The organism is Lysinibacillus sp. IITD104 (assembly GCF_036698265.2).
GTDB lineage: Bacteria > Bacillota > Bacilli > Bacillales_A > Planococcaceae > Lysinibacillus > Lysinibacillus boronitolerans.
This window is the reverse complement of record NZ_JBAHYH020000001.1, coordinates 879,866-906,686: the sequence shown is the minus strand read 5'-3', so window position 1 is coordinate 906,686 and position 26,821 is coordinate 879,866. Positions and strand designations below refer to the sequence as shown.

The window sequence follows — 26,821 nt, the reverse complement described above, 5'->3', positions numbered from 1 at the left end:
ACCTTACCCCTCTTTCACAATATCAAATAAATCTGACATATGTTGCAACATATATTCTGGTTGATACTGCTGTAAGTAAGCCTCTCCCTTAATTGCCCAAGCGACACCCGCTGCTCTTACACCAGCACGATGTCCAGCTTCAATATCGTGCGAATTATCGCCAATCATAATCGCATAGTCTTTTTCTATTCCTAATCTTTCCAACGCAAGTAATACTGGCTCTGGATCAGGCTTCACATTCTTCACATCATCTGTACCAATACGTACATCAAATAGATGTGTTGCACCAAGAATAGCAAGTCCACGATCGATGGTCTCATTACGTTTCGTCGAAACAATAGCCAATCGTATACCTTGCGCTTTTAATTGCTCTAGAGTTGACACAACATCAGGGTATTGGCTAACTAGTTCATCATGGTGTGCAATATTCCAAGCTCGATACATTTCTATCAAAGTATCTTCTTCACCTGGTGCAATGTCATTAAATGTCTGTTTCAATGATGGACCGATGAATTTCAGGCAGTCTTTTGGCGAATATTGCCCGGGAAATCGCTCATTTAATACATGCATAAATGTTTGAATGATTAAATCATTTGTATTCAGTAAAGTTCCATCAAAATCAAATAGTAGTGCCTTTACAGCCATTTTTTACAACCCCTTATTTATTATCCAAGTATTTTACGGCTGGTTTCACCTTTATTCTACGATAAATAATGGCACCTAGACCCACTACAATACCAATAATGGATACAACCTGTGCTGAACGTAAATCTCCAACTAAGTAGAGGCTATCTGTACGCATTCCTTCGATAAAGAAGCGACCGATAGAATACCAAATTAAATAGCTAAAGAAAATTTCACCACGATTTAAGTTCACTTTGCGCAAAACTAATAAAATGATAAGCCCAATCAGGTTCCAAACCGATTCATATAAAAAAGTGGGGTGTACATAAGAACCTAATTCTTCGATATACATTTGATTAATAATCCAATCTGGGAGCATTAGGTTTTCTAAAAATGCTTTCGATACCTCACCACCATAAGCCTCTTGGTTCATAAAGTTGCCCCATCGACCAATAATCTGCCCGATTAAAATACTAGGTGCTGCAATATCCGCTACTCGTAAAAAGCTTACATTTTTTATACGAGTAAATATGTAAGCTGTCACAAATGCCCCGATGAGTGCACCGTGGATGGCAATACCACCATTCCATATCTCAATGATTTTGCCTGGATTTTCGCTATAGTAATCCCATCGCATTGACACATAGTAAATACGTGCACAGACAATGGATATAGGCACTGCCCATAATAATAAATCTGCGAGAAAGTCTTCAGGCAAACCTCGCTTAACGGCCTCTCTCTGCCCAACAACATAGGCTAAAATGATTCCCGATACAATCAGTAATCCATACCAACGAACTGGAATTGGGCCTAAATGAAAGGCAATCGGGTCAATTTGCAATAGTAATAAATCCATTTTCTACTCCTCTCAATATGCCATTAACAATATTGTTTGAAAATTTTTAATCGTCTAACACATCATTTGATGAAATCACTTCATCTAAACGTCTTGAAAATTCCTCTGCCGCATTGACGCCCATTTTCTTTAAACGATAATTCATCGCTGCTACTTCAATAATAACGGAGACATTGCGTCCTGGTCTTACTGGAATTGTTAATTTTGTTAGTTCCGTATCGATTATTTTCATTTTTTCTTCTTCTAAGCCTAATCGATCATAAACTTTTTGTGGATCCCATATTTCGAGTTCAATGATGAGGGTAATACGTTTATAGGGGCGTACTGCACTTGCACCAAATAGTGTCATAATGTCAATAATGCCGATGCCTCGTATTTCCAATAAGTGCTCTAATAAAGGTGGAGGGCTTCCAATTAATAGGTTCTCTGATTCTTGACGAATTTCAACACAATCATCCGCTACTAAACGATGACCTTTTTTTACAAGCTCAAGAGCTGTTTCACTTTTACCCACACCGCTTTTACCAATTATAAGCACACCGATGCCATACACATCGACAAGTACCCCGTGCGCTGCTGTCATCGGAGCTAAGCGTCCCTCTAAGTAGTTCGTCAATCTACTCGAAAATTTAGTTGTGGTCATATGTGTTTTAAACACAGGTACATGCTTTTCGTTTGATGCTTGAATAAGCTCCTCTGGTACTTCTAAATCTCTAGAAATAATGATAGCAGGCGTGTCCTGTGAACAAAGTAAACGCATACGCTCAAGCTTAACATCTGCTGGGAGCATTTCAAAAAAGGAAAGTTCAGTCTTGCCGAGTAATTGTACACGATTCGCTGGATAATGAGTAAAGTATCCTGCCATTTCAAGCCCTGGTCTTGAGATATCGCTAGTCACAATTGTCCTGCCTATTCCTTCTTCACCAGCTAATAACTCTAACTTAAATTTCTCCATAACATCTCTTGTTAATACTACGACCAATGAAAAAGCCTCCAATCAATGGATAAGGTTCACCTTATTTTAGCATGTCTATGTGTAAAAGAAATGTATTTACTCTCAATACAGCGTTTGCTTGCACTAAAAAAACTAGCGGCTCTCCAGCCCGCTAGTTTTTAAAAAGCAATTATTTTTGAGTTGCTAACCACTTAGCAACTGCCTCAGCATCTGCACCTTTTACTAATCCTGCAGGCATGCCGTTTTTACCATTATTTATAATATCTAAAATTTCTGATTCAGACAAACGTGAACCTACATTATTTAATGCTGGACCATTTGCACCTTGTAGCTCGCCACCATGACAAGTAACACAAGATTTCATCGCAATTGCTTCGCCATTTGGCTCTGCAGCACTTTCATTACCCTTATTAGATGCAGTTTTATCTCCGCCACCACATGCAGCTAAGAAGATTGCTGATCCGAACACTAATGTTAACATTGCTTTTTTCATTAGTACCCCTCCTCATAATAAATACCTTACGCCGCCATTATACCAAAATTATGCACGTTTGAAACCTTCTCCTAATACCTCGTATGCATCAGAAACGATAACAAACGCTGATGGGTCAACGCTTTTAATGAGTTGTTTCAGCTTTGTGAATTCTGTTTGATAAACAACAACCATCAGAACTGGTCGTGCCTCTCCTGTATACCCACCAATTGCTGGTAACTTCGTTACACCACGATTAATTTCAGCATAAATGGCTTCTCTAACCTCATCTTGTTTCAGTGTAATGATATAGACCATTTTAGATTGACTAAAACCTAGCTGAATAATATCAATCGTTTTTGTGGTAACATAAAGTCCAATGAGAGCATACAAACCTTTTTCTAAGTCAAAAACAATTGCTGCACTAATTGCGATTACGCCATCTATTAACAGCACACTTGTTCCAAGCGACAATCCTGTAAACTTCGTAATGATTTGCGCTAGTAAATCAGTGCCACCAGTTGAAGCATTCCCCTTAAAGACCATTCCTATTCCTAGCCCAACAACAATTCCACCAAAAAGAGCACCCAATAAAGGATTATCAGTCCAAGGTTCCCAGCTATTTGTTAATAAAACAATAAACGGTAACGTAATTGTCCCAATAAAGGATTTTATCCCAAATTTTTTGCCCAGTAATAAAACACCAGCAATAAAAAGCGGAACGTTAAACGCATACTGAACAATTCCCGGATTCCAGCCAAATAAACCATGCAAAATCGTACTAATTCCACTTACCCCACCTGAAGCGACTTGATTTGGTAATAAAAAGACATTAAAACCAATAGCAATTATTGCCGCTCCTACAATGACATACACATACTCCACAATGCTATCTCTCACATCATGTTTCATTTCCCCACGCCCACTTCAACTATCAGAATTTTTTAAAGACGAGATGATTATAGCAAATACTTTTAGCATTGAGAACTTTATCTTGATGAAGGGATACTATATTGAGGAGCTGTAAAATAAGCTATCTTACTGTAATCAATAAGATAGCTTTTGCTGAATTAGTTTAAAATGATTTTTCTGCCCATTCAATTGCTTCATAATATAAAAGATCAATGTCAACTAACTGAATATTCAACTGTACAGCTAGCTCTTCTAAGCGCGGCCAATCTAGTTTACTTAACGCAACACTAAACTCCAAATAAGGAGTCATTTCCGTTTCAAAGCCCAGAATGGTATTCGTAATATCCTCTGAGAATGGTAGCTGCTGTAAAATAACATTCATCGGTCTTTGAAGTAATGTATCAATTAGAGAAAACATGCCGACTAAAAAATACTCTGAGAAATTCTTTTTATAAGCTAGCTTAGCTAGTTTTTCACAAACCTTAGCTCGGAATAAAGACGTACACATCACTTCTTTAAAAAGATCAGAATCGGCATCAATATCAATTTCACGCATGGCCAATAAATAAATCCATTTACGTAGATTTGATACACCCAATAACACAATCGCTTGTTTGATGGAGCGCACTTTCGATTTAGAACGTTTAGATGAGTTATTAATCATTTGCAATAATTTGTATGTTAATGAAATATCACGTTCAATATTTTCTGCTAACAATTGAATATTCGGTTCTTCCTCTTTTAGTAAGGAGATAGTGTGAATGTATTGAATCGCATTTGCTGGAATGTCTGTTGCTCGTATTATTTGCGGTTGTTCAAAAAAATAACCTTGAAATAACACATAGCCAGAGGATTTAGCGACTTCAAATTGATGACGCGTCTCTACTTTTTCAGCAAGCAATTGAATATGTGGAAACTTCTCCTTAACCTTATTTTCGATTTCCATTCTTTTTACAATGGAAGAAGCTAAAAAATCCACCTTAATATAATCAATTTGTTCGAATAATTCATCATAAACTTCCACTTGATCATCCATCATAAAATCATCCAAAGCAATTTGGAACCCCTGTTTTTTTAGCTCAATTACACGTTCCACTAATTGATTGGTAAGTGGAACATCCTCTAATATCTCAATCACTACCTGTGAGGGATTTAAAAATTCATATATAGAGCTCATCAATAAGTTTTCAGTAAAATTTACAAAACCAGGTTTACCTTTCGTTACCTCTTCAAAACCAATTGAAAGAAATGAGTTCACAAGTACATCAATCGTTGCTGCATCTGAATCGACCATTGGAAAGGCATTTACGTTTTTGCTACGATATAACAATTCATATGCAACAACTTGCTCATGAAGATTAAATATAGGCTGTCTGCCAATGAATACTTCCATTCCGTTGCCCCCCATTTCTCCATTTTCTAGTAATTTATAGTATAACATTTTTTACGACCTGATGCTTATACTTCAAGCTAACTTAACATGCCAAATTGGCTTTTTTAGACAATTAAAAAGAAAGGACAGTCCCCCGTGGTATTGCTCACTTGAGGACTATCCATATTATTTACCGACTTTGGATTTTATTGCTCCGATCACTGCAGGCACAACCGATATAAAGATAATCAAAATCAATACAACTGAGAAGTTATCTTTAATAATTGGAATATTCCCAAAGAAGTAACCTAATAATGTGCAACTGAATACCCATAAAATGGCACCAAAAATATTATAAAATAAGAAATAACTATATTTCATTTTACTTGCACCCGCCACAAACGGGATAAATGTACGAATAAATGGCATGAAACGAGCGATCACGATCGTTTTCCCACCATGTGTATTAAAGAATTTTTCAGCTGCTTCCATACGTTCCTTTTTAACAACTCTACCGAGGAGGCTCTTTGGTGGAATAGATGTCCCTACCTTATGTCCAATATGATAATTCACCGTATCTCCCAAAATAGCTGCTGCTAAAAATACAGGGATTAAAATCCACATATCAAACGCGCCCATTGCTGCTGCTAATGTTCCACTTGCAAATAACAAGGAATCGCCAGGTAAGAATGGGAAAATAACAACGCCTGTTTCTACAAAAACAATCGCAAATAAAATAAGATAACTCCAATTGCCAAAATCACGAATAATTTCTTCTAAATGCACATCAATATGCACAATAAAACTTATTAACTCCTTAATGAGTTCTAACATGTTTTTGTATGCTCTCTTTCAATAGTATTTTTACCTAAAAGCTTTGACGTGGCTTCACCTCAAAGGGTTCCAGTTTTGTACGTCTTTTTACATTACTTCCTCACTATATGACAAGCCCTCGAAAAGTATGTAGAAGATTTCACAAGTTTGATTTTATCACTTACAGATATCTACTCTCAACTGATTTTACTATTATACGAATAATGTACAAAAAAAGAGCTACCATTTTTCAATAGTAGCTTTTCTCGCTTAAACTTTTTCTTTTAATGAGCGTCTTAATATTTTTCCTGTAGTGTTTTTTGGTAGTTCATCCAGTATCTCAATTACCTTCGGAACCTTGTACTTCACCATATGTTTAGCACAATAGGATAGAAGATCGTCTGTTGTAGTAGCCGCTACTTCTTTTAACACAACATAGGCATGTACCGCTTCCCCTAAGTTAGGATCTGGGAAGCCTACTACTGCTGCCTCCACAATATTATTATGGGCAAACAGCACTTCCTCCACTTCACGTGGATAAACATTAAAGCCCCCCACTATAATCATATCCTTTTTGCGGTCAACAATGTAGAAATATCCTTCTTCATCTACCTTTGCTAAATCTCCTGTATAGAGCCAGCCGTCACGAATCGCCATTGCTGTTTCTTCAGGCATTTTATAGTATCCCTTCATCACATTGGGACCCCGTACAATTAGCTCTCCAACTTCGCCCACAGGTACTTCCTGACCATTGACATCGACAACTTTGTTCTCAACATTGCTAATAGATGTTCCAATAGAGCCAGCTTTACGATCACGATCTAGTGGGTTAAAACATGTAACGGGTGAAGCTTCGGATAAGCCATATCCCTCTGACACACGCACATTAAATTTCTGCTCGAAATTATGTAATAGCGCAACAGGCAAGGAGGCGCCACCTGAAATAGCTAAACGAATAGTCGAGAAATCTTCAGGATTGCCTTCAGGTAATTGGTATAAGAAATTATACATAGTAGGAACACCAGCAAATACCGTTGCTTTTTGCTCTCTTGCTAAAGCGAAAATTTCGCTAGGGCTAAAGCGTGGTGCAAGTAAAACTGTTGCTCCACTTAATAAAGGTGCATTAACTACAACCGTTAAGGCAAATACATGGAATACAGGTAGTGTCGCAATAACACGGTCCCCTGCATTAATCCCTAAATAATGAGCAACATCTCGTGCATTTGAGTACACATTACCATGTGTCAGCATGGCCCCCTTTGGACTACCTGTAGTTCCTGAAGTATATAAAATAATGGCATTGTCATCATCTGCAACTTCAATAGGTTGTAAAGATTGAGTTGTTTTGGCGATGACATGTGTAAATAAATGTGTTTTTTCTTGTGCTTGTGGTGATAAAGCTGCCACTTTTTCCGCTATATCTGGTGTTGTTTCACAAACTATAAATGTTTTTACTTGTGGAAATGCTTGTACACCTTTTTCAACCAATGGTAGCAACATATCTAGAGCAATGACCGCTTTTACATCTCCATTATGCAAAATGTAAGAAATTTCATCGGGTGTATAGATTGGATTAACAGGTATTGCCGTTGCCCCTAAGCGCATTGTTGCATAGAGAGCAATTAAGTAGTGTGGCGTGTTGCCGAGTAAAAACGCCACATGATCCCCTTTTTCAACGCCTAAATCTTGTAATCCTTTTGCAAAGCGGCCAACAGTTTGCTCAAATTCCCCATAAGTCGTATCTTTCCCCATAAAATGATACGCCACTTTTTCAGGTTGTTCTGTTGCCTGTTGACGAACACGTGAAACTAAATTCAATTACACCATCCCCTTATCGTATAAAATGAATCGCTATTCAGTAATATTATATAAGAAATATATCTAAAAAACAATGAGTCTTTTTATCTCATGTCATAAATTACGTTAAATAATTCATTTTTTTCTCTTTTAAACCATTACCTCATGAGCGAATATGGGAGATATAGCGCCATCGAATTAAATAAAAATAAACAACTTGTATTAAGACAAAAAAGCCAAAAGCAAAGAATACTTCTTTTACAATCGATATATTTGCAAAGTCTCTTAAAATACCTTGAACCATTAGAAAAGCAAAGGCACTATGCATCATCGCAACACCCCAAGGTAAGAAAAATTGGGGAAACAAATGGCGATTAACTAGCTTTTTTAGCTCCGTATCTGTTAAACCCATACGCTTTAACACATCAAATTTACGCTTTTCACGTTCGAGGGATGTATGCAATTTAAAATAGATAAAGCTACCAGCCGCAAGTAAAAATACAGTAGCTACTAAGACACCCACTAATGTAAATAATGAGTAGGTAGCTAATATATAAGAATAATTTAATCCTGCATTTTCAAAGTAAAAAGGGCTAAATCTATTCTTTTTAATAAAATACAGATTGGATTCTAGATGTTCTATATCCTTACCGATATCCTTTGTTTCCATCCATTGAGGAATAACAAATGTAAATAGATGATAGCTTGGTTGAATAATATCTTGATCGGAAATCGGATGAATAAGCTTAGCGAAGTCTTCATCACTAATGACAATCGAATTAACACTTACAATCGAGCCTGGAAACACAATTTTTGGATAGACACTATCGATAGTGAGTGGTATATTGTTTTCTTCTAAAACCGTCTGCACGACTCGATCTTTTAATTTTTTTAGGGAATCCTCCGAATAAGGAATGAATACTGCCTCACCTGCTCCCAGATTTAATAATGGATAACTATAGGAAGAAAGCAAGACATTCATATCGGACTCGCGAAAAACCTCCACTTCATTTCGCGTGAAGGAAGAGGTTTGCTTTACAACAATAAATCGGGATAGCTGATAAGATAAACCTTTCTCCTCTAATTGTAGCCTTAAAGAATTGATATGCTCCCGTTCATATGGGTTATCGACATCCCCCTTATATACCAGTCCGAGTGGATTTAATCGATCATATTGAGTTGTATAAGAGGACATCGTCGCTAATACACCAACAGATAAAAATGCAAGTGTAGATACCATTGTCACAACGAAAAACATTTTCACGTTATCCATCATTATATGCGTTTGTTCTGCTAGTGACAGGAGACGATAGCGTTGCCAATGATATTTGCGTTTCCCACGTGCTAAATCTAAAAAACAAGGCACAGAATCACTGAAAAAATAATAGGTGCCAAAGGTTGCAGAAAATGGTATTAATAGCGTTAGCCCGATTAGTGATGTATGGCCCACAACAAACGCGAGGACATACGTTGTTACAATTAAAGCAATACCATAGAAAGCTCGTATTTTGGAATACGTTGTTAAGCTATTTAAATAATCACTGCCTTTAATAAGATCTCGTAATTTTCTCTCTCGTGTAAAATACACACTAATAAAAGAAATAACGAAAAATGCACTTGTGAAAACACCAATCGTCAGTAAAAATGGCTCCCATGAAACGTACAGTGGTAAATCATCTAAATGTAAAATTTCCCGAACAATCATAAAAAAGAATTTTGAAAATGAGAAACCAAAGACAATCCCTACAATAATCGAGCCTGTTCCAATAATCATTGTCTCTAAAAAGACAAGTCTATTCATCTGACGTTTTTCCATTCCCAAATGCAATAAAATGGCAAACTCATGTGATCTGGCCTCTAAAAAAGCACTCATGGAATAATATAAAAAGAATAATGTAAACAGGACGAGAACAATTTCAGCCCCCACCATACCAATGAGAGACATCTCCCCTAATATCCCACGTTCAATATCAGGGTGAAACATCAGCATAGAATAGATAAAAAATACAGCCACAGAAAAAAAGCTTGCCATGAAAAAGGCACCATATATCCGGCTGTTCCGCACGACATTACGGTAAGCGAATTGTCGAAAGGTCACCTACTTGCCCTCCTCCTAGTAAGCTTAAAACATTTAATATCCGTTGGAAAAACATCTGACGACGGTCATCTCGATAAATTTCATTAAAAAATTCACCATCTTTAATGAATAACACTCGATCACAATAACTTGCTGCAATCGGATCGTGCGTGACCATCACTATTGTCGTTTGTTTATCCTGATTTACCTTTGTTAATAGTTCAAGCACATCACGTGAAGAATTTGAATCTAAATTACCTGTCGGCTCGTCCGCTAAAATGAGACTAGGATTATGAATAAGTGCACGACCGATTGCCGTTCTTTGTGCCTGTCCCCCAGATATTTCATTTGGACGTTTATGAAGGAAGGAAGTTAAGTCTAGCTTTTCTACAATACTTGCCAGACGCTCCTCCATTACCTCTAGCGGCTGCTGATCTAACGTTAAGGGCAACACGATATTTTCCTCGACCGTCAGCATATGCAAAAGATTGAAATCCTGAAACACAAAACCAAGCTGTCTTCTTCTAAAGTACGCAAGCTCTGTTGCATTCAATTTATGTGGATTCATTCCATCTAGTATGATTTCTCCACTAGTTGGTTCATCGATGGTCGAAATAATGTTCAGTAATGTCGTTTTACCGCTCCCTGAGGGGCCCATAACAGCTAAAAACTCGCCTTCTTCGACGTCAAAGCTCAATTGATTTAATGCACGATGTGTTACTTTACCTTCGTACACTTTTGTCACATCTTTAATTTGCAAAATAGGCATACTTCATTCACCTTATTTCTTCGTTAATTCTAAAGTTTGAGGTAAAAGCCACGGTAATACGACCTCAAAACCAATATGAAAATGAGGCTCAGTTAAAGCCAGTATTGGCTCTTCCTCTACTAAACTAAAGCAATGCTCCCCAACAATTACATCCCAAGCATCCATTTCGCCCTCTACGATTGCCCCACATACAGTATAATACCCACTATACATAATCTGCTGACCGTCGACAGGAAAAGCATTCAATAATGTTGGTTGTTGTAAGTTTAACCCAAGGCTATTTGAAAAATGCAGTAGTTCTTCATCTAACTTTTCATTTGCCAGAAGAAAATTTTGATAGGCTAATGGATCCCCCGCTTGCAGATGTGTCATATAAAGCGCATTTGTTTTCTCCTTATCAATCGTTAGTTTCCAATCTTCAATACGTACCTCTACCATCCTAGTGCCCCCTAATTTGTAAATGTTACTGTTACAATCGTCCCTTTTCCTACTTCTGATGTAATAGCCAGCTCATGGCCTAGCTTTTCACAGATTTCTTTGGCTAAATAAAGGCCCATCCCAGTTGATTCCCCTGTTTTCCGCCCATTTTCGCCAGTAAAAAAGGCTTTCGTAACACGTGAAAGATCGGAAGCGGGAATCCCAATACCCTCATCGCAAATCGCAAGCTGTACATAGTCATCCTTTTCAATGGCAGAAATAACAATTTTTTTATTGGACTCAAACGTGTATTTCACTGCATTGGTGATAAATTGTCCAAGAATGAAACGAAGCCATTTCGAATCACTGGCAACAATTAGATCGTCCTCAATATGAATTTCCGGAAAAACTCTTTTCGTAATAAATAAACGTTTATTTTCATTAACAGTTGCAGTTACAATGGCTTTTAGCGCAACTCGCTCTACTTGCATGTCATCCTCAAAATTTTCTAGGCGTGCATTAACAAGTACCATATCCAAACCTCTACGCAAACGATCAATTTCCTCCTGAACATTCTTTTTATCAAGAGGACGGTCATCCTGTAATAATAATTCAATCACTGAAATAGGAGTTTTCATTTGATGGACCCATTGGTTCATAAACTGATCATGTCTTTTTTGACTTGCATATAAAGCATGCAGCTCATGTTGATAAAGTCGATACAACTCATGCATATACTTCTCGGTTTGCATAGCTTCTGGCGTTTTTGCGTTTTTTTGTAGCACATCTTCCATTGCTGTTGGCAGCTGAGTTATCTTCAATAAGTAGCGTTGTCGCATTAGATAACGAACTAGTAAAAAGGATGCTAATAGTACAAGACTAATACAAAAGGAATAAATTGCCGTATCTATATTTCGAAAACCGTCTAGTGCATAGATAACCATGATGAAGCCAACCAATAAGAGCTGGAACACAATAAATGAGGCATAATCACGTAAAAAAAGCTTCCAGCCCACTACAGCTCACCTGCACTTAATATGAATCGATAACCTGCACCACGGACCGTTTCAATTGTTGACGATATATGATAATCCGCTAACTTTTTCCGAACTCTAGTCATATTCACATTCAATGTGTTTTCATCGACAAATGCTTGATCGTCCCAAAGCTCCTCTAACAATTGCTCACGTGACACTACTTTCGGTGCGTTGCCCATCAATAGCTCTAAAATGATACATTCTTTTTTCTGAAGTGGTATTTCTAAATCATTTTTATGTAGCTCCATTCTTTCTAAATGAAGTACAAGCTGACCTTGCTTGATCGTCCGTTCTTCTTGCCTTACTGCATATTCACCATATGTACGGCGTAGATGACTACGGATTTTAGCCAACACAATTTCGTAATTAAAAGGCTTTGTAATGAAATCATCGCCCCCATTTTCAAGTGCAAAGATTTGGTCCATTTCTCCTGAGCGAGCAGAAATGAAAATAATTGGGCATGTTGTATGCTGACGTAGCTGGCGACACCAATAATAGCCATCGTAAGCAGGTAAATTTATATCAAGCAGCACCATATGTGGATTAAATGCTGTAAATTCTTCTATAAGATGATCAAATTCTTGAATTGTTGCAACTTCGTATTGATATTTTCTAAGCGTTTCCGCTAATAATGACGCAATTTTGACATCATCTTCAACTATGAATATTCGATGCTTTTCCATACCAACACTCCTTTCTTTCTATATTGTATCAAAAAAAGATTCGACGACATAATTGTCAGCGAACCTTTAGGCTAAAACATTACACGAAACCGTATTTTCCTTAATAAATTAATTGTAAAAAGTCCTCAGTTGAAATTCCGCCAAAATATGTAGGAATATCGATGTCTGCTAATGTCTTAGCAATGGCCGCTCTGTCATAGTTTGTCCCAACTAAGCGCTGTTCTATATCAGCCATATCTCCTACACCAAAGAAATCTCCAAAAATATGCGCTTCTTCAATCACACCATGATTTACTTCTAGGCGAATATCAATGCCTCCTGTTGGGAACCGATGTGTTTTTTGAATATTAAAGCGTGGTGATTTCCCAAAATTCCACTCCCATGTTTGATAGCGCTCTTCTGATAGCTTATGGATATTTGCCCAATCTTCTTCGGTTAACTCATAATAACGAATATTTTCTTCCCCACCAAAAATGGATTTCAAAATTTCAAGACGGAATTCCTCAATCGTCATTTTCTCTTTTAAAAACTCTGAGATGTTTGCTACTCGTGAGCGAATCGATTTAATACCTTTTGATTCAATTTTATCCTTTTTAACCTTTAAGGCAGAAACAACCGCATCAATTTCTGTATCGAACATCAAAGTACCATGACTGAACATACGTCCTTTTGTAGAGAACTGGGCATTTCCTGAAACTTTACGTCCCTCTGCTAATATATCATTGCGTCCTGAAAGTTCTGCATTCACACCCATTTTTGCTAGAGCATCAACTACTGGCTGCGTGAATTTTTTATAATTCATGAAGCTATCGCCATCATCATTTGTAATAAAGCTGAAGTTAAGATTCCCTAAATCATGATAAACAGCACCACCACCTGAAAGACGGCGCACAACAATAATGCCATTGTCCTCTACATAGTCTGTATTGATTTCTTCAATTGTATTTTGGTTCTTACCGATGATGATGGACGGTTGATTAATGTAGAAAAGGAGCACCGGCTCTTTCTCAACGTCCATTGTTTTTAACAAATACTCCTCAATAGCAAGGTTAATGCGTGGATCATGGATCCCTTTATTATCAACGAAAATCATAGTTCACGTTTCCTCCTTCACAAAATATCCATATTTATTTTACCGTAAATTAGGCATTTTGTGTTGACGAAAAGCATCTGTTATAATACACTAGAAAATATAAAAACAGTAATAGTACAGATGAACTTAAAGGAGGAGTCCACAATGTTAGAAAACGTAGTTGAATTTTTCAAGAATTTACCTGCAAAGCAATGTACTGAGTGCGGTGAAAAAATGGAAGAACAAAGCGAATGCTACAGCAACACTTGTGAAAAATGTAACCACCTATAAGCATTTGCCTATTCTGATATAGTCATATACGTGCCCCACACGTAGCAATCATGACACCCTTCATCATATTTTGATGAACCCTTAATTAAATCTCTTACACTTACAAAAAACAACAGCTGATACGCTCATATCAGCTGTTGTTTTTATATTGTTGAAAAAGACTGTGTCACTTATTGTTGGAAGCAGCTTGCTACTCGTTCACAGGAAAGTAGCCTGAAATGGAAATCCCATTTCACCTTTCTATAGATGTTTTGTTTTATTTATGTCATTTGAGGCTGAGGAATTAGCGTTGTGTGTTGATAAGCTACTCGGATCTGAACAAAAAAAGCACTCACCGTTCATTGGGTGAGTGCTTCATGTTTAGTTTTCTTCAGCTACTTTAGAGTAACGTTTATTGTGCAGTAGCATAAAGTAACCAAATGTGATCGCTAAGAATGCTACTAAGAAGCCAGCTAGTACTCCATAGTTTTGCATTAAGAATGACGTATCACCAGTAGAAATACTTGATTTAAATGCTTGAACTGTATATGTCATCGGTAATAGCTTGTTAAATACTTGTAATGGTGAAGGTATTAATTCTAATGGGAATGTACCTGCACTTGTTGTTAATTGTAAAATTAGTACAACAATTGCCATGAAACGACCTGGATCACCGAAGATTGAAACAAGCATTTGGATTAAGGCTAAGAATACATAGCTTGTTAATAATGCTGTTAAGATAAAGTAGCCCATGTTATTCACTTCAAGTCCTAGGCCCCATTTTACAATGACTACTGTTAGTAATGTTTGCACTAAACCTACAACTGCTAATACAGTCACTTTACTTGTAAACCAAGATGCGCCGTTTTTAGGACGAATAGCAGGTTCAACAAGTGGGAACACAATCGAAATTAATAATGCCCCTACGAATAAGCCTAGTGAAATAAAGTATGGTGCAAAACCTGTACCATAGTTAGGAACATGGTTTACAGACTCTTTTTCAACTTCAACTGGACTACCTACCATATCATACGTATCTTGATTTGCTTTGACTTCATTTGCTTTTTCACTAGCCTCACCTAGTTTGCCAGATAAAGTAGCTGTACCATCTGCTAGCTCCGTAGAACCATCTGCAAGTGTTGCAGATCCTTGTGCTAGCTCACCAGATTTTGAAGCAAGTGTAGAAGTACCTTGATTTAATGTTGTTGTACCATTCGCTAATTCATTTAATCCAGATGCTAATGTTTTTGAACCTGTTACAGCTGTATTCACACCTGCATGTAGTTCACCTAATTTAGCAGCTAATGTGGCATTACCTGCTTGTAGACCTTTTGCACCTTCCAATAAAGCATTACTTTTAGCTGTTAATGCATTCGCACCAGCTAGCACTTCTGCTTGACCTGCTGCAATTTGGCTTGCACCAGAGCTTACTTGATTAGCACCGGCTTGTAATTTTTCTGTACCAGCTGATAAAGATGTTAAACCGTTATGCACACTAGCACTACCTGCCTGTAATTCTGCTAATGTTTGTTTTAATGCTGCTGCTTGTTCTTCAGGCATTGAAGCCATCATCGTTTGTAATTGATTCGATAGGGCTGTAATGCCTGCCTCTACTTTTGCAGATCCCGCTGTTAATTGAGTTGCCGCACCATTCAATGCACCGGCATTCTCAGCAATAGATGCTGCACCTGCACTAATTTGCTGTTGTTTGTCGTTTAAAGTGTTTAAACCAGCACCAACTTTTGCAACACCTTGTGTATATTGTGATAACCCCTGTTCAAGGCTCGTTGCTCCATTTGCAGCTTGCTGTGCACCCTGTTGTAATTGAACAGTACCATCTTGTAGTTTGACTAAACCACTAGATAAGTCATTCGCGCCTTTTGCGGCATCTCCCGCACCTTTTGTTAATTTATCAGTACCATTTGATAGTTCAACTGTGCTCGATGCTAGTTGCTCCAGATATCCTTTTAAATCTTTTGCACCATTCGCTACTTTTTGTGCACCCTCATCTAGCTTATTTGAGCCATCTGCAGCTTCTGTAAAGCCATCTCCAAGTGTTGCAATGGAATCAAATAATTTTTCAGCATAAGTCGCTGATACTTGAGAATTTACTTCAGCGCGTACACGATCCATTGCAGTCTCACCAATTTGAGCACCAAGGAAGTTCAATCCCTCGTTTGGAATGTAGTTCATTACTAATTTTGATGGTTTGTCATCTAATAGTGTTGTTGCATGTTCAGAGAAATTTGTTGGAATTTCTAAAATCATATAATAGTCACGACTATTTAAGCCTTTTTCAGCTTCATCTTTTGAAACTTCTATAAAGTTAAATTGCTCGCTATCTATCAATTTATCGACCAAGGTATCCCCTAAGTCTAATTTAACGCCATCCATCTCAGCACCAGTATCCTCATTAACAACAGCTACTGGAAGATTAGGAAGCCCCGCATAAGGATCCCAAAACGCCCATAAAAACATACCCGCATACATTACTGGAATAAATAATACAGCAATGATTGACACAAGCATTTTTCTTGTTTTAAAGATCTTCAGCCACTCAGCTTTAATCATATAATATCCTCACTCCTAAACTATTTGACCGAAAACGTCATTTGGTCATTTTCATTCAAAAAAAAATAATCAACCTCGACAATATTGCAAAAAGAGCACTTGATTCAATACTTATACAGCTGTATTTTATCGAATCAAGTTAAAATCAAACCTCGAAAGATAGTTTCCTTAAAAAGATTAAGAATCTTTTCTTCAGGGATTACATCACCATGTAACTCATGCCAATCGACAACAAAAGCAAGATATGCCTTCAGCAATAAGTAACTAACTAGCTCCGCATCACACTCTCTAATTTCACCTTTATTAATACGTCGTTGTATTAACTCTGCGACATACGATAAGATTTCAGTCTCGATACGTAGTAGCACCTGTTTAACTGCTGGTGTTCGTAATTCTTTTTCTTCCTCGATTAGCTTTGCAAATAAAAGATGTTTTTCTCGGAACTGTAGCATTTTCATTAAAGCATTATGCGCATTATCCATAAAGCTTGCTGATGCATCCAACACTGCATCTGCTTCCGCTTTCATCTCTCGTACAAGTGACATTGCGATCTCTTGAAATAAAATTTCTTTATTTGCAAAGAATGTATAAATCGTACCTTTACCGACATTGGCGATTTTAGCCACTTGCTCCATTGTTGTTGCCTTGTAGCCAAACAATGTAAAAGATTTTGCAGCTGCTTCAAGAATTTCCTGCCTACGATCCATTAGTAACATCCTTTCTAGTTAGGTTATGTACATCTCTCGTACACTTTAATAAAAATGACCAGAAAACCATTTCGGTCATCTGGTCATTATCATATTCCTATTTCAAAAAAATTGCAAGCCTTTAATGATGATTTATTTCATCTTTTTTCTCTTCCTCATGATCCATATCATCTGAAGTGTCATTATTATGATCCATCATGTTATTATCCATGCTGTTATTAGCTTTTTCATCCTCTGGGACAACCTTTGTCATATCAGGGCTTCCAGCAATAATTTGTTGCTTTGGCATATTATGAACACCGTTAGCTGTTGTATGTGCATACATATAATACACACCATCATGTTCAAATGTAGTCGTTGCTTTATATACACCGTCTTGCTCTAATTTCCCATCAATCATTTGTCCTTCATCGCGTTTTCCTGATTCCCAAACTTCAAATTCTACTACAGCATCATCAACATTTTTTCCACCTTGTTCAACATGTGCTGCCAGCTCAATCGTTTCATTGAGTGCTACTTCTTTTGGTGTTAAAATTTCAACTTCTGGGATCTGAGGTACTTCTGGTTCTGGCAATGCCTCTTTTTTTTCTCCACATCCTACTAATAATGTAGGGACTGCAATTAGCGCAAATAACCACTTTTTCATCTTTTAATCCTCCATTAATGGCAACCGTATCTTCACGGATGTGCCTTTTTCAACAACACTTTCAATTTCTAACGTTCCCTGTAACTGTTTTAATAACTGTTCAACAATCGATAAACCTAGTCCACTACCACCGTCCGCACGACTTCGAGCTTTGTTAACACGATAAAATCGTTCAGTGACATGGGTTAAATCCTCGACAGGAATACCAATTCCATAATCCCTAATGGTAATTTGTGCACTACCAGCCTTTTCAGCAGCAACAATTTCTACCTTAGAATTTTCATGCGAGTAATTTATCGCATTTTCAATAATGTTAATAAAAATTTGTTTTAGTTTTACTTCATCCGCTTCAATAATTAGGGCATCATCTACATCTAAATATAAAGTTATGTTCTTTTTATTTGCTTGATGCGTTAAGATTTTTTGAACCTCTCGTAATGTTTCACCTAATGGAATTGGATATAAATCAATGTCAGTTTGTTCATTTTCTGTTCTTGCCAGTTGAAGTAATTCGTTTGTTAAGCGTTCCATGCGATTGGCCTCACGGACGATTAGCTGAATGGTTTCTTCTTTTTGGCCTTCTGTGATGATGCCATTTTGCATGGCTTCGCTATAGCCCTTTACATAGCTAATTGGTGTTCGTAATTCATGCGAGACTGTTGCCAAGAATGTTTTTTGTGCTTCATCCTCTTGCTGAATGGCCTCTGCCATTTTATTAAAGGTACTAGATAATTTACCGATTTCATCTCGTGAATTGACAGGTACACGAGTCTCATAATTCCCATAGGACATCTGCTCCACTGCAAGCTGTAAATCGTTTAATGGTCGCATAATATGTCGAATTCCTTTATAAATTAAATAGCTAACAACTACTAAAAATATGAAAGCACTAATAAACAATAAAATAACGCCACTATTTGCCAATTCACTAATTTTGGCCAGTGGGAAATAAATATAAATAATACCTTCTAATCGATTTTGATCAACAAGTGGTACAACCACCGAAATAAGTTGTCGATCAAACCGAGGCTCGTACCCAATTTTTTGCACATATTTTCCTGCTAGTAATTTTTGTCTTTCCTCTGGGCCAATCAATGTCTCATAATCGATATCAAATGGAACACAGGCACTTAATTCACGAGGATTCCTTACCGCAAATATATTCAAATTGGAATAATCATTAAATTCTTCAATATCTGCAATAAATTCATCCGTAACCTTGCCATTATCATACATCGTCTGAAGCTTTAAGCCGACTTCCACCATTGTATCTTCTGTATCCTGTACATATAAGCGTTGATATAAAAAATTTGTGAGCACATACATAAAGACAACGGTAATAATTAAAAAAGCGAAAATTAACAACCAAATGCGAGTGGCAATCTTTTTCATTCGCCAGGGTCAAAGCGGTAGCCCACTCCCCAAACGGTTTGAATATGCGAAGCCGCATCCTTTCCAAGCTTTATTCGTAAGGTTTTAATATGTGTATCAACCGTGCGCGTACCACCTACATAATCAATATCCCAAATGCGTTCTAGTAGTTGCTCCCTCGAATAGGCATTACCTGGATTTTTCATAAATAAGTGTAAGAGCTCAAATTCCTTTAAAGTAAGTGGAATACTCTTTCCATCAACAGATACTTTACGTGCTATTTCATCTATTTTAATAGAGCCATAAATCACGTACTTTTGCTGTAGCTCTGTAATATTTGCACCACTTCGTCTTAATACAGCATAAATTCTGGCTACGAGTTCTTCATGTGTAAATGGTTTAACAATATAATCATCCCCGCCAAGGGTAAGACCTTTCACCTTATCCTCATTCGCATCACGTGCAGTCAAAAAAATAATCGGCACATTTGACATAGCACGAATACTTTGACAAACAACAAAACCATCCTCATGTGGCATCATTACATCAAGTAGTACTAAATCTATATTTTCACGTACTATTACATCGTAAGCTTCCGTTCCACTAGCGGCAGTAAATGTCTCTATATCAGAGTTCTTGAGCATCATTTCAATTAAATTACGCATATCCTGCTCATCATCAACTATTAATACAGTTGTCATTATTGTTCCTCCCTTACTAACAGCTGAAAGGCACCTTTCCCTACATCAACTGTTTTTTCCTTCTGGCCATCTTTTATAAAGTACAATGTGTGATCATCATAGCCAGCGACAACAATATAATCTTTAAACTGGTCCACTACAAAGGGATTTGCCCCAACCTCTTGCTGCCATAATATATGTCCATCAAAGTCTGCCACATATAACTCGTTGTGACCATGACTCACAACAAGAACAGCATCTTTGGTCTTTTTTAACCCTACTGGCATCAAAGGCATGTCGATCTCTCCATGCAGTTGACCTGTAGTCAAATCATATTTTTTAACAGAACTATTTGGCTTACTTCCTTCTCCATGACCACCAACCCATAGCTCATGTGTTTCTTCTAGAACAGCAATTCCATGTGCAGATTTTTGAATCGGCCACTCTTGCTCAATTGTTAAATCCTTCATATTTAACACAGATAATTTTGTATCTTTAAAATTAATAACATATAGTTTATCCCTATACGATGTCATTGACATTGGATAATTGCCTAGTTGTTGTGTAGCTAGCTGATTTCCTTCTTGATCAAAGCTTGTCACTGTATTGGTTTTACTATTCGTGATAAAAAATTGCTTGATGTTGTCATCGTAGTATACATTGGTCGTACCAATCTCTACTTTTTTTGAATAGAGCTTTTCTCCGGTTGATATTGTATAGACGTCGATGTTATTTAGTTGGTGTCCATATAATAAAACTTGGTCATCACCTAATAGTATGGCTCCTGAATAAGCCTTATCAAATAACCATGTCGCAAGTACAATCCCATCCTCATCAATAAAATCTAATGATGGCTCTTGTATGTTTAATGAAGCTATAAAACTTCGTTCCCTTTCAATGGGTTCATATGACTTTTCAGCGCAACCCGCTAACCATATAATTTGTAGTAACGAAAAAATGAAGAATGCCCATTTTTTCAACTTTATCACCTCTGCCCCTTAACTATACTTCACAATTGTGAAATTCGGGTGAAACTTGGAAGGTAAATTTATGACAAACCATGAAAATACATTTCACATTTCATGCTCGCAATTCCTCTAACAGTCTAATCATCCAACCAATATTTCCGTCCTAACATATATTACAAAGATAATGGTAAGGAGGAATATAGTATGATTTCCATTAGCTTATGTATGATTGTAAGAAATGAAGAAGAAGTTATTGGTCGTTGCCTTGAGTCCGTCAAAGATATTGTAGATGAAATTAATATTGTTGATACGGGATCAACAGATAATACAAAGCAAGTGGTTGCACAGTATACAGACCGAATTTTTGATTTTAAATGGATACATCACTTTGCAGCTGCACGGAACTTTTCCTTTCAACAAGCAACAAAGGATTACATCCTTTGGCTTGATGCCGACGATGTTTTTTTAGAGGAAGATCGCCAAAAATTAAAGGCACTCAAAGCATCTCTTAACTTTGATATTGATGCTGTTTCAATGAATTATCATTTAAGTTTTGATCATGAGGGGAATGCAGACGCCTTAATAAGAAGATATCGACTTGTCAGAAGGGAGAAGCAATTTCAATGGATTGGTGCTGTTCATGAATATTTAGAAGTTAGTGGTATGTTGTTTGATAGTGATGTCGCTGTTAGCCATTTACCATTAACACACGATCACTCACGCAATATTACGATTTATAGACAACTGATTGAAGCTGGAGAAACACTATCACCACGTGATACATTTTATTTTGCTAATGAATTAGTAGATCATGGCCTGTTTGAGGAAGCTATTTATTATTATGAATTATTTTTAACGTCCAAATTAGGGTGGGTTGAAGATAACATTCGTGCCTGCTTAAAATTAGCAGATTGCTATTCCCATTTAAACGATAAAGAAAACAATCTCAGTGCTATACTACGAAGCTTTGAATACGATATCCCCAGACCAGAAGCCTGCTGTCGCCTAGGCTATCACTTTATGGAACAATCTAGAAATTACGAAGCTATCTTTTGGTATGAACAGGCTCTAGTTATTAAACAGAAGCCAAATGCCCCCTTTCAGAACAAAAGCTTTTCTACATGGCTACCCCACTTGCAGCTCTGTGTTCTTTACGACCGCTTACAACAATATGAACTGGCCAATGCCCATAATGAATTAGCGGGCTCGTTTATTCCGAATGACCCCAAAATTCTACACAATAAAGAGTATTTCAAGCGTATTTTAACAATCAATCAAAATGACTCTTAAAAAATATCAACAACCATCTAAAAAAATTTCAGCTCATCTTCACATGATAAACATCCAATTATCTTAAAAATATTTGCAACGAATCTATAAATAACTCTCTATTTACAAGTAATTAATAGTTATGTGTCTACCTCCTTTATCATTACGCAGAATACGATATTTGAGAGAGGAGGTGAGACTATGCATTTTGGAAATTTTAAAGATAGAGTTTGCAGTAGATGTCATTCATTTCCTTGTTGTTGTAAAACTGGTCCTATTCCAAGTTGTCCAATTTGGCCAGTGAAACCTACAGGACCGACTGGAGGAATAACTGGACCTACTGGTAGTACTGGGGCGACTGGCGCTACTGGGGTCACTGGTTCTACCGGAGTTACTGGGGCTACTGGTGCAACTGGGGCTACTGGCGTTACTGGTGTTACTGGCGCTACTGGCTCTACTGGCGCTACTGGTGTTACTGGCGCTACTGGCTCTACCGGCGTTACTGGCTCTACTGGGGTCACTGGGGTCACTGGGGCTACTGGTGTAACTGGCGTTACTGGCTCTACTGGGGCTACTGGGGCTACTGGGGCTACTGGGGCTACTGGTGTTACTGGCTCTACCGGCGTTACTGGCTCTACTGGGGTCACTGGGGTCACTGGGGTCACTGGGGCTACTGGTGTAACTGGCGTTACTGGCGCTACTGGGGCTACTGGGGCTACTGGGGCTACTGGGGCTACTGGTGTTACTGGCTCTACCGGCGTTACTGGCTCTACTGGGGTCACTGGCGTTACTGGCTCTACTGGCTTTACTGGCTCTACTGGTGCAACCGGGGCTACTGGAGCCACTGGCGTTACTGGGACTACTGGTGTAACTGGTTCTACTGGCTCTACTGGCTCTACTGGGGCTACCGGCGCTACTGGCTCTACTGGCGTTACTGGCTCTACTGGTGAGATCGGGGCGACTGGGGTCACTGGTTCTACTGGGGCGACTGGCGTTACTGGGACTACTGGTGTAACTGGTTCTACTGGCTCTACTGGCTCTACTGGCTCTACTGGTGCAACTGGGGCTACCGGCGCTACTGGCGCTACTGGTGCAACCGGGGCTACTGGGGCTACTGGGGCTACTGGGGCTACCGGCGCTACTGGCTCTACTGGTGCAACCGGGGCTACTGGCTCTATTGGCTCTACTGGTGTTACTGGTGTTACTGGTGTTACTGGTGTTACTGGCGCTACTGGTGAGATCGGGGCTACTGGGGTCACTGGTTCTACTGGCTCTACTGGTGTTACTGGTTCTACTGGTGTTACTGGTGTTACTGGTGAGATCGGGGCTACCGGCGCTACTGGTGTTACTGGTTCTACTGGCTCTACAGGCGTTACTGGTGTTACTGGCGCTACTGGGGCTACTGGCTCTACTGGTGCAATCGGGGCTACTGGCATTACTGGAGCCACTGGCGTTACTGGGACTACTGGCGTTACTGGTGTTACTGGAGCTACTGGGGCTACTGGGGCTACTGGGGCTACTGGGGCTACTGGGGCTACTGGTGAGATCGGGGCTACTGGGGTCACTGGTTCTACTGGCTCTACTGGTTCTACTGGCTCTACTGGCTCTACTGGTTCTACTGGTTCTACTGGTTCTACTGGCTCTACTGGTGTTACTGGCTCTACCGGCGTTACTGGAGCCACTGGCGTTACTGGCGCTACTGGCATTACTGGAGCCACTGGCGTTACTGGCGCTACTGGTGTTACTGGGACTACTGGTGTTACTGGTTCTACTGGTGTTACTGGTTCTACTGGTGTTACTGGTTCTACTGGTGTTACTGGTTCTACTGGTGTTACTGGTGAGATCGGGGCTACCGGCGCTACTGGTGTTACTGGTTCTACTGGCACTACAGGCGTTACTGGGGCTACTGGTGTTACTGGCGCTACCGGGGCTACTGGTTCTACTGGTTCTACTGGTTCTACTGGTTCTACTGGTTCTACTGGTTCTACTGGTTCTACTGGTTCTACTGGTTCTACTGGTGCAACCGGGGCTACTGGCATTACTGGAGCCACTGGCGTTACTGGGACTACTGGCGCTACTGGTGTTACTGGCGCTACTGGTGTTACTGGTGTTACTGGGGCTACTGGTGTTACTGGTGTTACTGGTGTTACTGGCTCTACTGGCTCTACTGGCTCTACTGGCTCTACTGGCTCTACTGGCTCTACTGGCTCTACTGGCTCTACTGGCTCTACTGGCTCTACTGGCTCTACTGGTGCAACCGGGGCTACTGGCATTACTGGAGCCACTGGCGTTACTGGGACTACTGGTGTAACTGGTTCTACTGGCGCTACCGGCGTTACTGGCGTTACTGGGGCTACCGGCGTTGCTGGGGCTACTGGCGCGACTGGCACTACTGGCGCAATTGGACCTACTGGGGTGACTGGTACTACTGGGCCTGCATTTACTGAAGGGTTCTCTGCCTTTAAAAACTCGTTGACTGTTAGTGGATCTACTCCAATCACTAACTGGAGTGTCGCTTCACCATACTTTACAACACCTGCTTTCAATCCAACAACTGGTATATTCACTGTACCAACTACAGGTAGGTATTCCTTTGAAGCAACCATTAACTACTCCACTGCTGCGGCTATTAGCGTTACTTTAGGAGCAGGAATAAACCCTTCATTTGCAATTAGACAAAATGCTACTACAAATTTAATTAGTGGCTTGTTCCCTGTACTAAACGTCAATGTGGCACTTGTATTAACATTACGCGCAGTTCTTGGAAATGGCACAATCACTTTAGCAGGAGAAGTGGATTTAAATGCTGGAGATACGATCGATTTGTTCTATGAAGCCAATGGATTGACCATCTCTCTTACACTAGGCGGCGCTAACTCTGGTGGTATTGTTTGGTCATGTCATCGAATTTCTTAGGGCTAGGACATTAATAAGCAATACAATTCTTAGAAGAAATAGCCAACCTCAAAATAGTGGTTGGCTATTTCTTTGACAATATAAAAGATGGTACAAACATTGATAATAAATGTTTGTACCATCTAATTTGTATTACTTGAAGATTTCCATTAATACTTCATTTGCAACCTGTTTACCTTGCTGCACACACTCTGGAATCGATATCCCTTCAAACGAGCTTCCTGCTAGCTTTACTGTTGGAAAATGTTCTTGTAGTTCCTGCTTGATACGAAGGACTTTCGCCTCGTGTCCAACTGTATATTGTGGCATCGCATTTTTCCAACGTGTTACAACAGTTGTAATAGGTTCGCCATCGATACCAATCGTTTTCTTTAAATCCTGAAGCACAGTTTTTTCAATCTCCGTATCCGATAAAGCCACAATCGCTTCGTCGCCCACTCGACCAATATAACTACGTAATAATACATAATCCTCTGGTGAAGTACCTGGCCATTTTCGATTCATCCAAGTACAAGAAGTAATCGAAAAATCACTATTTCTAGAGACATAAAAAGAAAGAGCATCTAAATCACCGAGCTGTTCCTTTTTAAAGGCCATTGTAACGGTAGCAATAGTCGCAGCCTTCATTGTCCCCAATTCATGTAATAGACTTAGCTTGCTAAACATTTTTTCAGCCATATTAAAAGGGGTAGCAATAATAACAGCATCCGCTTTGATATGCGAGAAATTATTGAGCATCACCTGAACTGAGCCATCCTTACCATGCTCTATTTCCTCTACTTTGACACCCTTCATCACGGTCCCCGGAAGTAGTGATTCTTCTATACTTTCGATGAGTGTTTCTAGGCCATTGCTAAAGGTTTGAAAGATTCCTTTATTTTCAGCTATCTGATGATTGCTTAAGAAATTCGTTCCTGACTTCTTCATACCAATCAGCAAACTACGATATTTTTGTTCTAAACTATAAAGCTGTGGGAATGTTGAACTCATACTTAATTGCTCAATATCCCCTGCAAATGTACCCGCTAGTAAGGGCTCTACTAGATTTTCCACAACCTCCGCACCAAATCTTCTTCTAAAAAACGCTCCTAATGGTTGATCGTCATCCTGTGTTGAACGGGGAATGAAAAAGTCCCCCGCCGCACGAACTTTACCACTAAGTGAAAACAAGCCTGACGTTATAAATGAAGAGATATGGGGTGTCTCTCCTGATAGGAGATGACTAGGTATTGGATATAACTGACTACCAACAGCAACATAGTTTGGCCCCGCATTACTTGTTAATAGTTTCTGTTCGATCCCGAGATCCTTTGCTAAAGCATTGACATAATTTTCACGATCAAAAAAAGATTCTGGCCCACGCTCAATAATAAAGCCATCTTTTCTTAGAGTTTGAATTTTTCCGCCAAGACGTAATGACGACTCGACAAGTACGATATCTAATGGCAATTCTTTTGCGCTTGCTTCTTTTTGCATATAGAACGCAGCTGTAAGGCCTGTAATGCCACCGCCTACGACAACTACCTTTCGTCTTTTCTGAGTCACCAACATCATCACTTTCTTTTCG

The 26,821-nt window shown here is 38.8% G+C and carries 25 protein-coding genes; 3 read left to right on the top strand and 22 right to left on the bottom strand.

Annotation, left to right across the window (positions count from 1 at the left end; all coding sequences use genetic code 11):
* Window positions 1-3: 3 nt before the first annotated feature.
* The 14 genes from ppaX to V1L66_RS04640 form a co-directional block, all read right to left on the bottom strand.
* Window positions 4-645, bottom strand: a complete 642-nt coding sequence (ppaX, locus tag V1L66_RS04705) for a pyrophosphatase PpaX (protein ID WP_016991707.1) — start codon at window positions 643-645, stop codon at window positions 4-6.
* 13 nt (window positions 646-658) lie between these two features.
* A complete protein-coding gene (gene lgt / locus V1L66_RS04700; protein ID WP_016991708.1) occupies window positions 659-1,480 on the bottom strand; it encodes a prolipoprotein diacylglyceryl transferase in 822 nt (273 codons plus the stop codon).
* Window positions 1,481-1,526: 46 nt separating this feature from the next.
* Window positions 1,527-2,462, bottom strand: coding sequence for an HPr(Ser) kinase/phosphatase (hprK, locus tag V1L66_RS04695; protein ID WP_004227974.1), 936 nt, complete (start codon window positions 2,460-2,462; stop codon window positions 1,527-1,529).
* 142 nt (window positions 2,463-2,604) lie between these two features.
* Window positions 2,605-2,928, bottom strand: a complete 324-nt coding sequence (gene cccB / locus V1L66_RS04690) for a cytochrome c551 (protein WP_016991709.1) — start codon at window positions 2,926-2,928, stop codon at window positions 2,605-2,607.
* 48 nt (window positions 2,929-2,976) lie between these two features.
* Window positions 2,977-3,819, bottom strand: coding sequence for a YitT family protein (locus tag V1L66_RS04685; RefSeq protein ID WP_333003755.1), 843 nt, complete (start codon window positions 3,817-3,819; stop codon window positions 2,977-2,979).
* 163 nt (window positions 3,820-3,982) lie between these two features.
* Window positions 3,983-5,212, bottom strand: coding sequence for an EAL and HDOD domain-containing protein (locus V1L66_RS04680; protein ID WP_258860815.1), 1,230 nt, complete (start codon window positions 5,210-5,212; stop codon window positions 3,983-3,985).
* A gap of 165 nt (window positions 5,213-5,377) precedes the next feature.
* The gene (locus tag V1L66_RS04675; RefSeq protein ID WP_016991712.1) at window positions 5,378-6,025 is read right to left on the bottom strand and encodes a VTT domain-containing protein; all 648 of its coding nucleotides are present in this window, start codon (window positions 6,023-6,025) and stop codon (window positions 5,378-5,380) included.
* Between the two features lie 249 nt (window positions 6,026-6,274).
* Window positions 6,275-7,822 (bottom strand): fatty acid--CoA ligase family protein, encoded by a 1,548-nt coding sequence (locus V1L66_RS04670; RefSeq protein WP_333003758.1) that lies wholly within the window; start codon window positions 7,820-7,822, stop codon window positions 6,275-6,277.
* Between the two features lie 142 nt (window positions 7,823-7,964).
* A complete protein-coding gene (locus V1L66_RS04665) occupies window positions 7,965-9,899 on the bottom strand; it encodes an FtsX-like permease family protein (RefSeq protein WP_258860814.1) in 1,935 nt (644 codons plus the stop codon).
* Window positions 9,871-10,647 carry an ABC transporter ATP-binding protein gene (locus tag V1L66_RS04660; RefSeq protein ID WP_004230460.1) on the bottom strand — a complete coding sequence of 259 codons (777 nt, stop codon included), beginning with the start codon at window positions 10,645-10,647 and terminating at the stop codon, window positions 9,871-9,873. Before V1L66_RS04660 ends, V1L66_RS04665 begins: the two co-directional genes overlap by 29 nt.
* Before the next feature lie 12 nt (window positions 10,648-10,659).
* On the bottom strand, window positions 10,660-11,085 hold the full coding sequence (locus V1L66_RS04655) for a hypothetical protein (RefSeq protein WP_333003760.1): 426 nt from the start codon (window positions 11,083-11,085) through the stop codon (window positions 10,660-10,662).
* Between the two features lie 11 nt (window positions 11,086-11,096).
* Window positions 11,097-12,080 (bottom strand): HAMP domain-containing sensor histidine kinase, encoded by a 984-nt coding sequence (locus V1L66_RS04650; RefSeq protein WP_258860812.1) that lies wholly within the window; start codon window positions 12,078-12,080, stop codon window positions 11,097-11,099.
* On the bottom strand, window positions 12,080-12,784 hold the full coding sequence (locus V1L66_RS04645; protein ID WP_036078849.1) for a response regulator transcription factor: 705 nt from the start codon (window positions 12,782-12,784) through the stop codon (window positions 12,080-12,082). Before V1L66_RS04645 ends, V1L66_RS04650 begins: the two co-directional genes overlap by 1 nt.
* A 100-nt stretch (window positions 12,785-12,884) precedes the next feature.
* Window positions 12,885-13,877 (bottom strand): lipoate--protein ligase, encoded by a 993-nt coding sequence (locus V1L66_RS04640; RefSeq protein ID WP_258860811.1) that lies wholly within the window; start codon window positions 13,875-13,877, stop codon window positions 12,885-12,887.
* A 144-nt stretch (window positions 13,878-14,021) separates the two neighbouring features.
* On the opposite strand from V1L66_RS04640, the gene yhfH reads away from it, so the two are divergent.
* On the top strand, window positions 14,022-14,147 hold the full coding sequence (gene yhfH, locus V1L66_RS04635; protein WP_004230455.1) for a protein YhfH: 126 nt from the start codon (window positions 14,022-14,024) through the stop codon (window positions 14,145-14,147).
* A gap of 360 nt (window positions 14,148-14,507) precedes the next feature.
* Here the strand turns inward: yhfH and V1L66_RS04630 are convergent, their stop codons facing one another.
* The 6 genes from V1L66_RS04630 to V1L66_RS04605 all read right to left on the bottom strand — a co-directional run bounded on the left by V1L66_RS04630 (window position 14,508) and on the right by V1L66_RS04605 (window position 21,090).
* Window positions 14,508-16,697, bottom strand: a complete 2,190-nt coding sequence (locus V1L66_RS04630) for a YhgE/Pip domain-containing protein (protein ID WP_333003762.1) — start codon at window positions 16,695-16,697, stop codon at window positions 14,508-14,510.
* Window positions 16,698-16,831: 134 nt separating this feature from the next.
* A complete protein-coding gene (locus tag V1L66_RS04625) occupies window positions 16,832-17,404 on the bottom strand; it encodes a TetR/AcrR family transcriptional regulator (protein ID WP_009373269.1) in 573 nt (190 codons plus the stop codon).
* A gap of 121 nt (window positions 17,405-17,525) precedes the next feature.
* Window positions 17,526-18,050 carry a FixH family protein gene (locus V1L66_RS04620; RefSeq protein WP_333003764.1) on the bottom strand — a complete coding sequence of 175 codons (525 nt, stop codon included), beginning with the start codon at window positions 18,048-18,050 and terminating at the stop codon, window positions 17,526-17,528.
* Between the two features lie 3 nt (window positions 18,051-18,053).
* Window positions 18,054-19,442 (bottom strand): cell wall metabolism sensor histidine kinase WalK, encoded by a 1,389-nt coding sequence (locus V1L66_RS04615; RefSeq protein ID WP_054549576.1) that lies wholly within the window; start codon window positions 19,440-19,442, stop codon window positions 18,054-18,056.
* Window positions 19,439-20,122, bottom strand: a complete 684-nt coding sequence (locus V1L66_RS04610) for a response regulator transcription factor (RefSeq protein WP_016995104.1) — start codon at window positions 20,120-20,122, stop codon at window positions 19,439-19,441. The genes V1L66_RS04615 and V1L66_RS04610 overlap by 4 nt, the downstream gene beginning before the upstream one ends.
* A complete protein-coding gene (locus tag V1L66_RS04605; protein ID WP_312124365.1) occupies window positions 20,122-21,090 on the bottom strand; it encodes a YncE family protein in 969 nt (322 codons plus the stop codon). Before V1L66_RS04605 ends, V1L66_RS04610 begins: the two co-directional genes overlap by 1 nt.
* A 183-nt stretch (window positions 21,091-21,273) precedes the next feature.
* Here V1L66_RS04605 and V1L66_RS04600 point away from each other — a divergent pair, with 183 nt between their 5' ends.
* On the top strand, window positions 21,274-22,359 hold the full coding sequence (locus V1L66_RS04600) for a glycosyltransferase family 2 protein (RefSeq protein WP_333003770.1): 1,086 nt from the start codon (window positions 21,274-21,276) through the stop codon (window positions 22,357-22,359).
* 221 nt (window positions 22,360-22,580) lie between these two features.
* Here V1L66_RS04600 and V1L66_RS04595 read toward each other — a convergent pair whose 3' ends face one another.
* Window positions 22,581-24,944 (bottom strand): hypothetical protein, encoded by a 2,364-nt coding sequence (locus tag V1L66_RS04595; protein ID WP_409072212.1) that lies wholly within the window; start codon window positions 24,942-24,944, stop codon window positions 22,581-22,583.
* Between the two features lie 100 nt (window positions 24,945-25,044).
* Here V1L66_RS04595 and V1L66_RS04590 point away from each other — a divergent pair, with 100 nt between their 5' ends.
* A complete protein-coding gene (locus V1L66_RS04590) occupies window positions 25,045-25,254 on the top strand; it encodes a hypothetical protein (RefSeq protein ID WP_333006812.1) in 210 nt (69 codons plus the stop codon).
* Between the two features lie 132 nt (window positions 25,255-25,386).
* Here V1L66_RS04590 and hemY read toward each other — a convergent pair whose 3' ends face one another.
* Window positions 25,387-26,808: a protoporphyrinogen oxidase gene (gene hemY, locus V1L66_RS04585; RefSeq protein WP_333006813.1), complete on the bottom strand. Its 1,422-nt coding sequence runs from the start codon at window positions 26,806-26,808 to the stop codon at window positions 25,387-25,389.
* Window positions 26,809-26,821 lie beyond the last annotated feature (13 nt).

Excerpts from the sequence above, each read along its gene's own strand:
- ppaX (WP_016991707.1), bottom strand. The coding sequence starts at position 645 with ATGGCTGTAAAGGCACTACTATTTGATTTTGATGGAACTTTACTGAAT.
- lgt (WP_016991708.1), bottom strand. The coding sequence starts at position 1,480 with ATGGATTTATTACTATTGCAAATTGACCCGATTGCCTTTCATTTAGGC.
- cccB (WP_016991709.1), bottom strand. The coding sequence starts at position 2,928 with ATGAAAAAAGCAATGTTAACATTAGTGTTCGGATCAGCAATCTTCTTA.
- V1L66_RS04685 (WP_333003755.1), bottom strand. The coding sequence starts at position 3,819 with ATGAAACATGATGTGAGAGATAGCATTGTGGAGTATGTGTATGTCATT.
- V1L66_RS04680 (WP_258860815.1), bottom strand. The coding sequence starts at position 5,212 with ATGGAAGTATTCATTGGCAGACAGCCTATATTTAATCTTCATGAGCAA.
- V1L66_RS04675 (WP_016991712.1), bottom strand. The coding sequence starts at position 6,025 with ATGTTAGAACTCATTAAGGAGTTAATAAGTTTTATTGTGCATATTGAT.
- V1L66_RS04660 (WP_004230460.1), bottom strand. The coding sequence starts at position 10,647 with ATGCCTATTTTGCAAATTAAAGATGTGACAAAAGTGTACGAAGGTAAA.
- V1L66_RS04655 (WP_333003760.1), bottom strand. The coding sequence starts at position 11,085 with ATGGTAGAGGTACGTATTGAAGATTGGAAACTAACGATTGATAAGGAG.
- V1L66_RS04645 (WP_036078849.1), bottom strand. The coding sequence starts at position 12,784 with ATGGAAAAGCATCGAATATTCATAGTTGAAGATGATGTCAAAATTGCG.
- V1L66_RS04640 (WP_258860811.1), bottom strand. The coding sequence starts at position 13,877 with ATGATTTTCGTTGATAATAAAGGGATCCATGATCCACGCATTAACCTT.
- yhfH (WP_004230455.1), top strand. The coding sequence starts at position 14,022 with ATGTTAGAAAACGTAGTTGAATTTTTCAAGAATTTACCTGCAAAGCAA.
- V1L66_RS04630 (WP_333003762.1), bottom strand. The coding sequence starts at position 16,697 with ATGATTAAAGCTGAGTGGCTGAAGATCTTTAAAACAAGAAAAATGCTT.
- V1L66_RS04625 (WP_009373269.1), bottom strand. The coding sequence starts at position 17,404 with ATGGATCGTAGGCAGGAAATTCTTGAAGCAGCTGCAAAATCTTTTACA.
- V1L66_RS04620 (WP_333003764.1), bottom strand. The coding sequence starts at position 18,050 with ATGAAAAAGTGGTTATTTGCGCTAATTGCAGTCCCTACATTATTAGTA.
- V1L66_RS04615 (WP_054549576.1), bottom strand. The coding sequence starts at position 19,442 with ATGAAAAAGATTGCCACTCGCATTTGGTTGTTAATTTTCGCTTTTTTA.
- V1L66_RS04610 (WP_016995104.1), bottom strand. The coding sequence starts at position 20,122 with ATGACAACTGTATTAATAGTTGATGATGAGCAGGATATGCGTAATTTA.
- V1L66_RS04600 (WP_333003770.1), top strand. The coding sequence starts at position 21,274 with ATGATTTCCATTAGCTTATGTATGATTGTAAGAAATGAAGAAGAAGTT.
- V1L66_RS04595 (WP_409072212.1), bottom strand. The coding sequence starts at position 24,944 with ATGGTTGCTTCAAAGGAATACCTACCTGTAGTTGGTACAGTGAATATA.
- hemY (WP_333006813.1), bottom strand. The coding sequence starts at position 26,808 with ATGATGTTGGTGACTCAGAAAAGACGAAAGGTAGTTGTCGTAGGCGGT.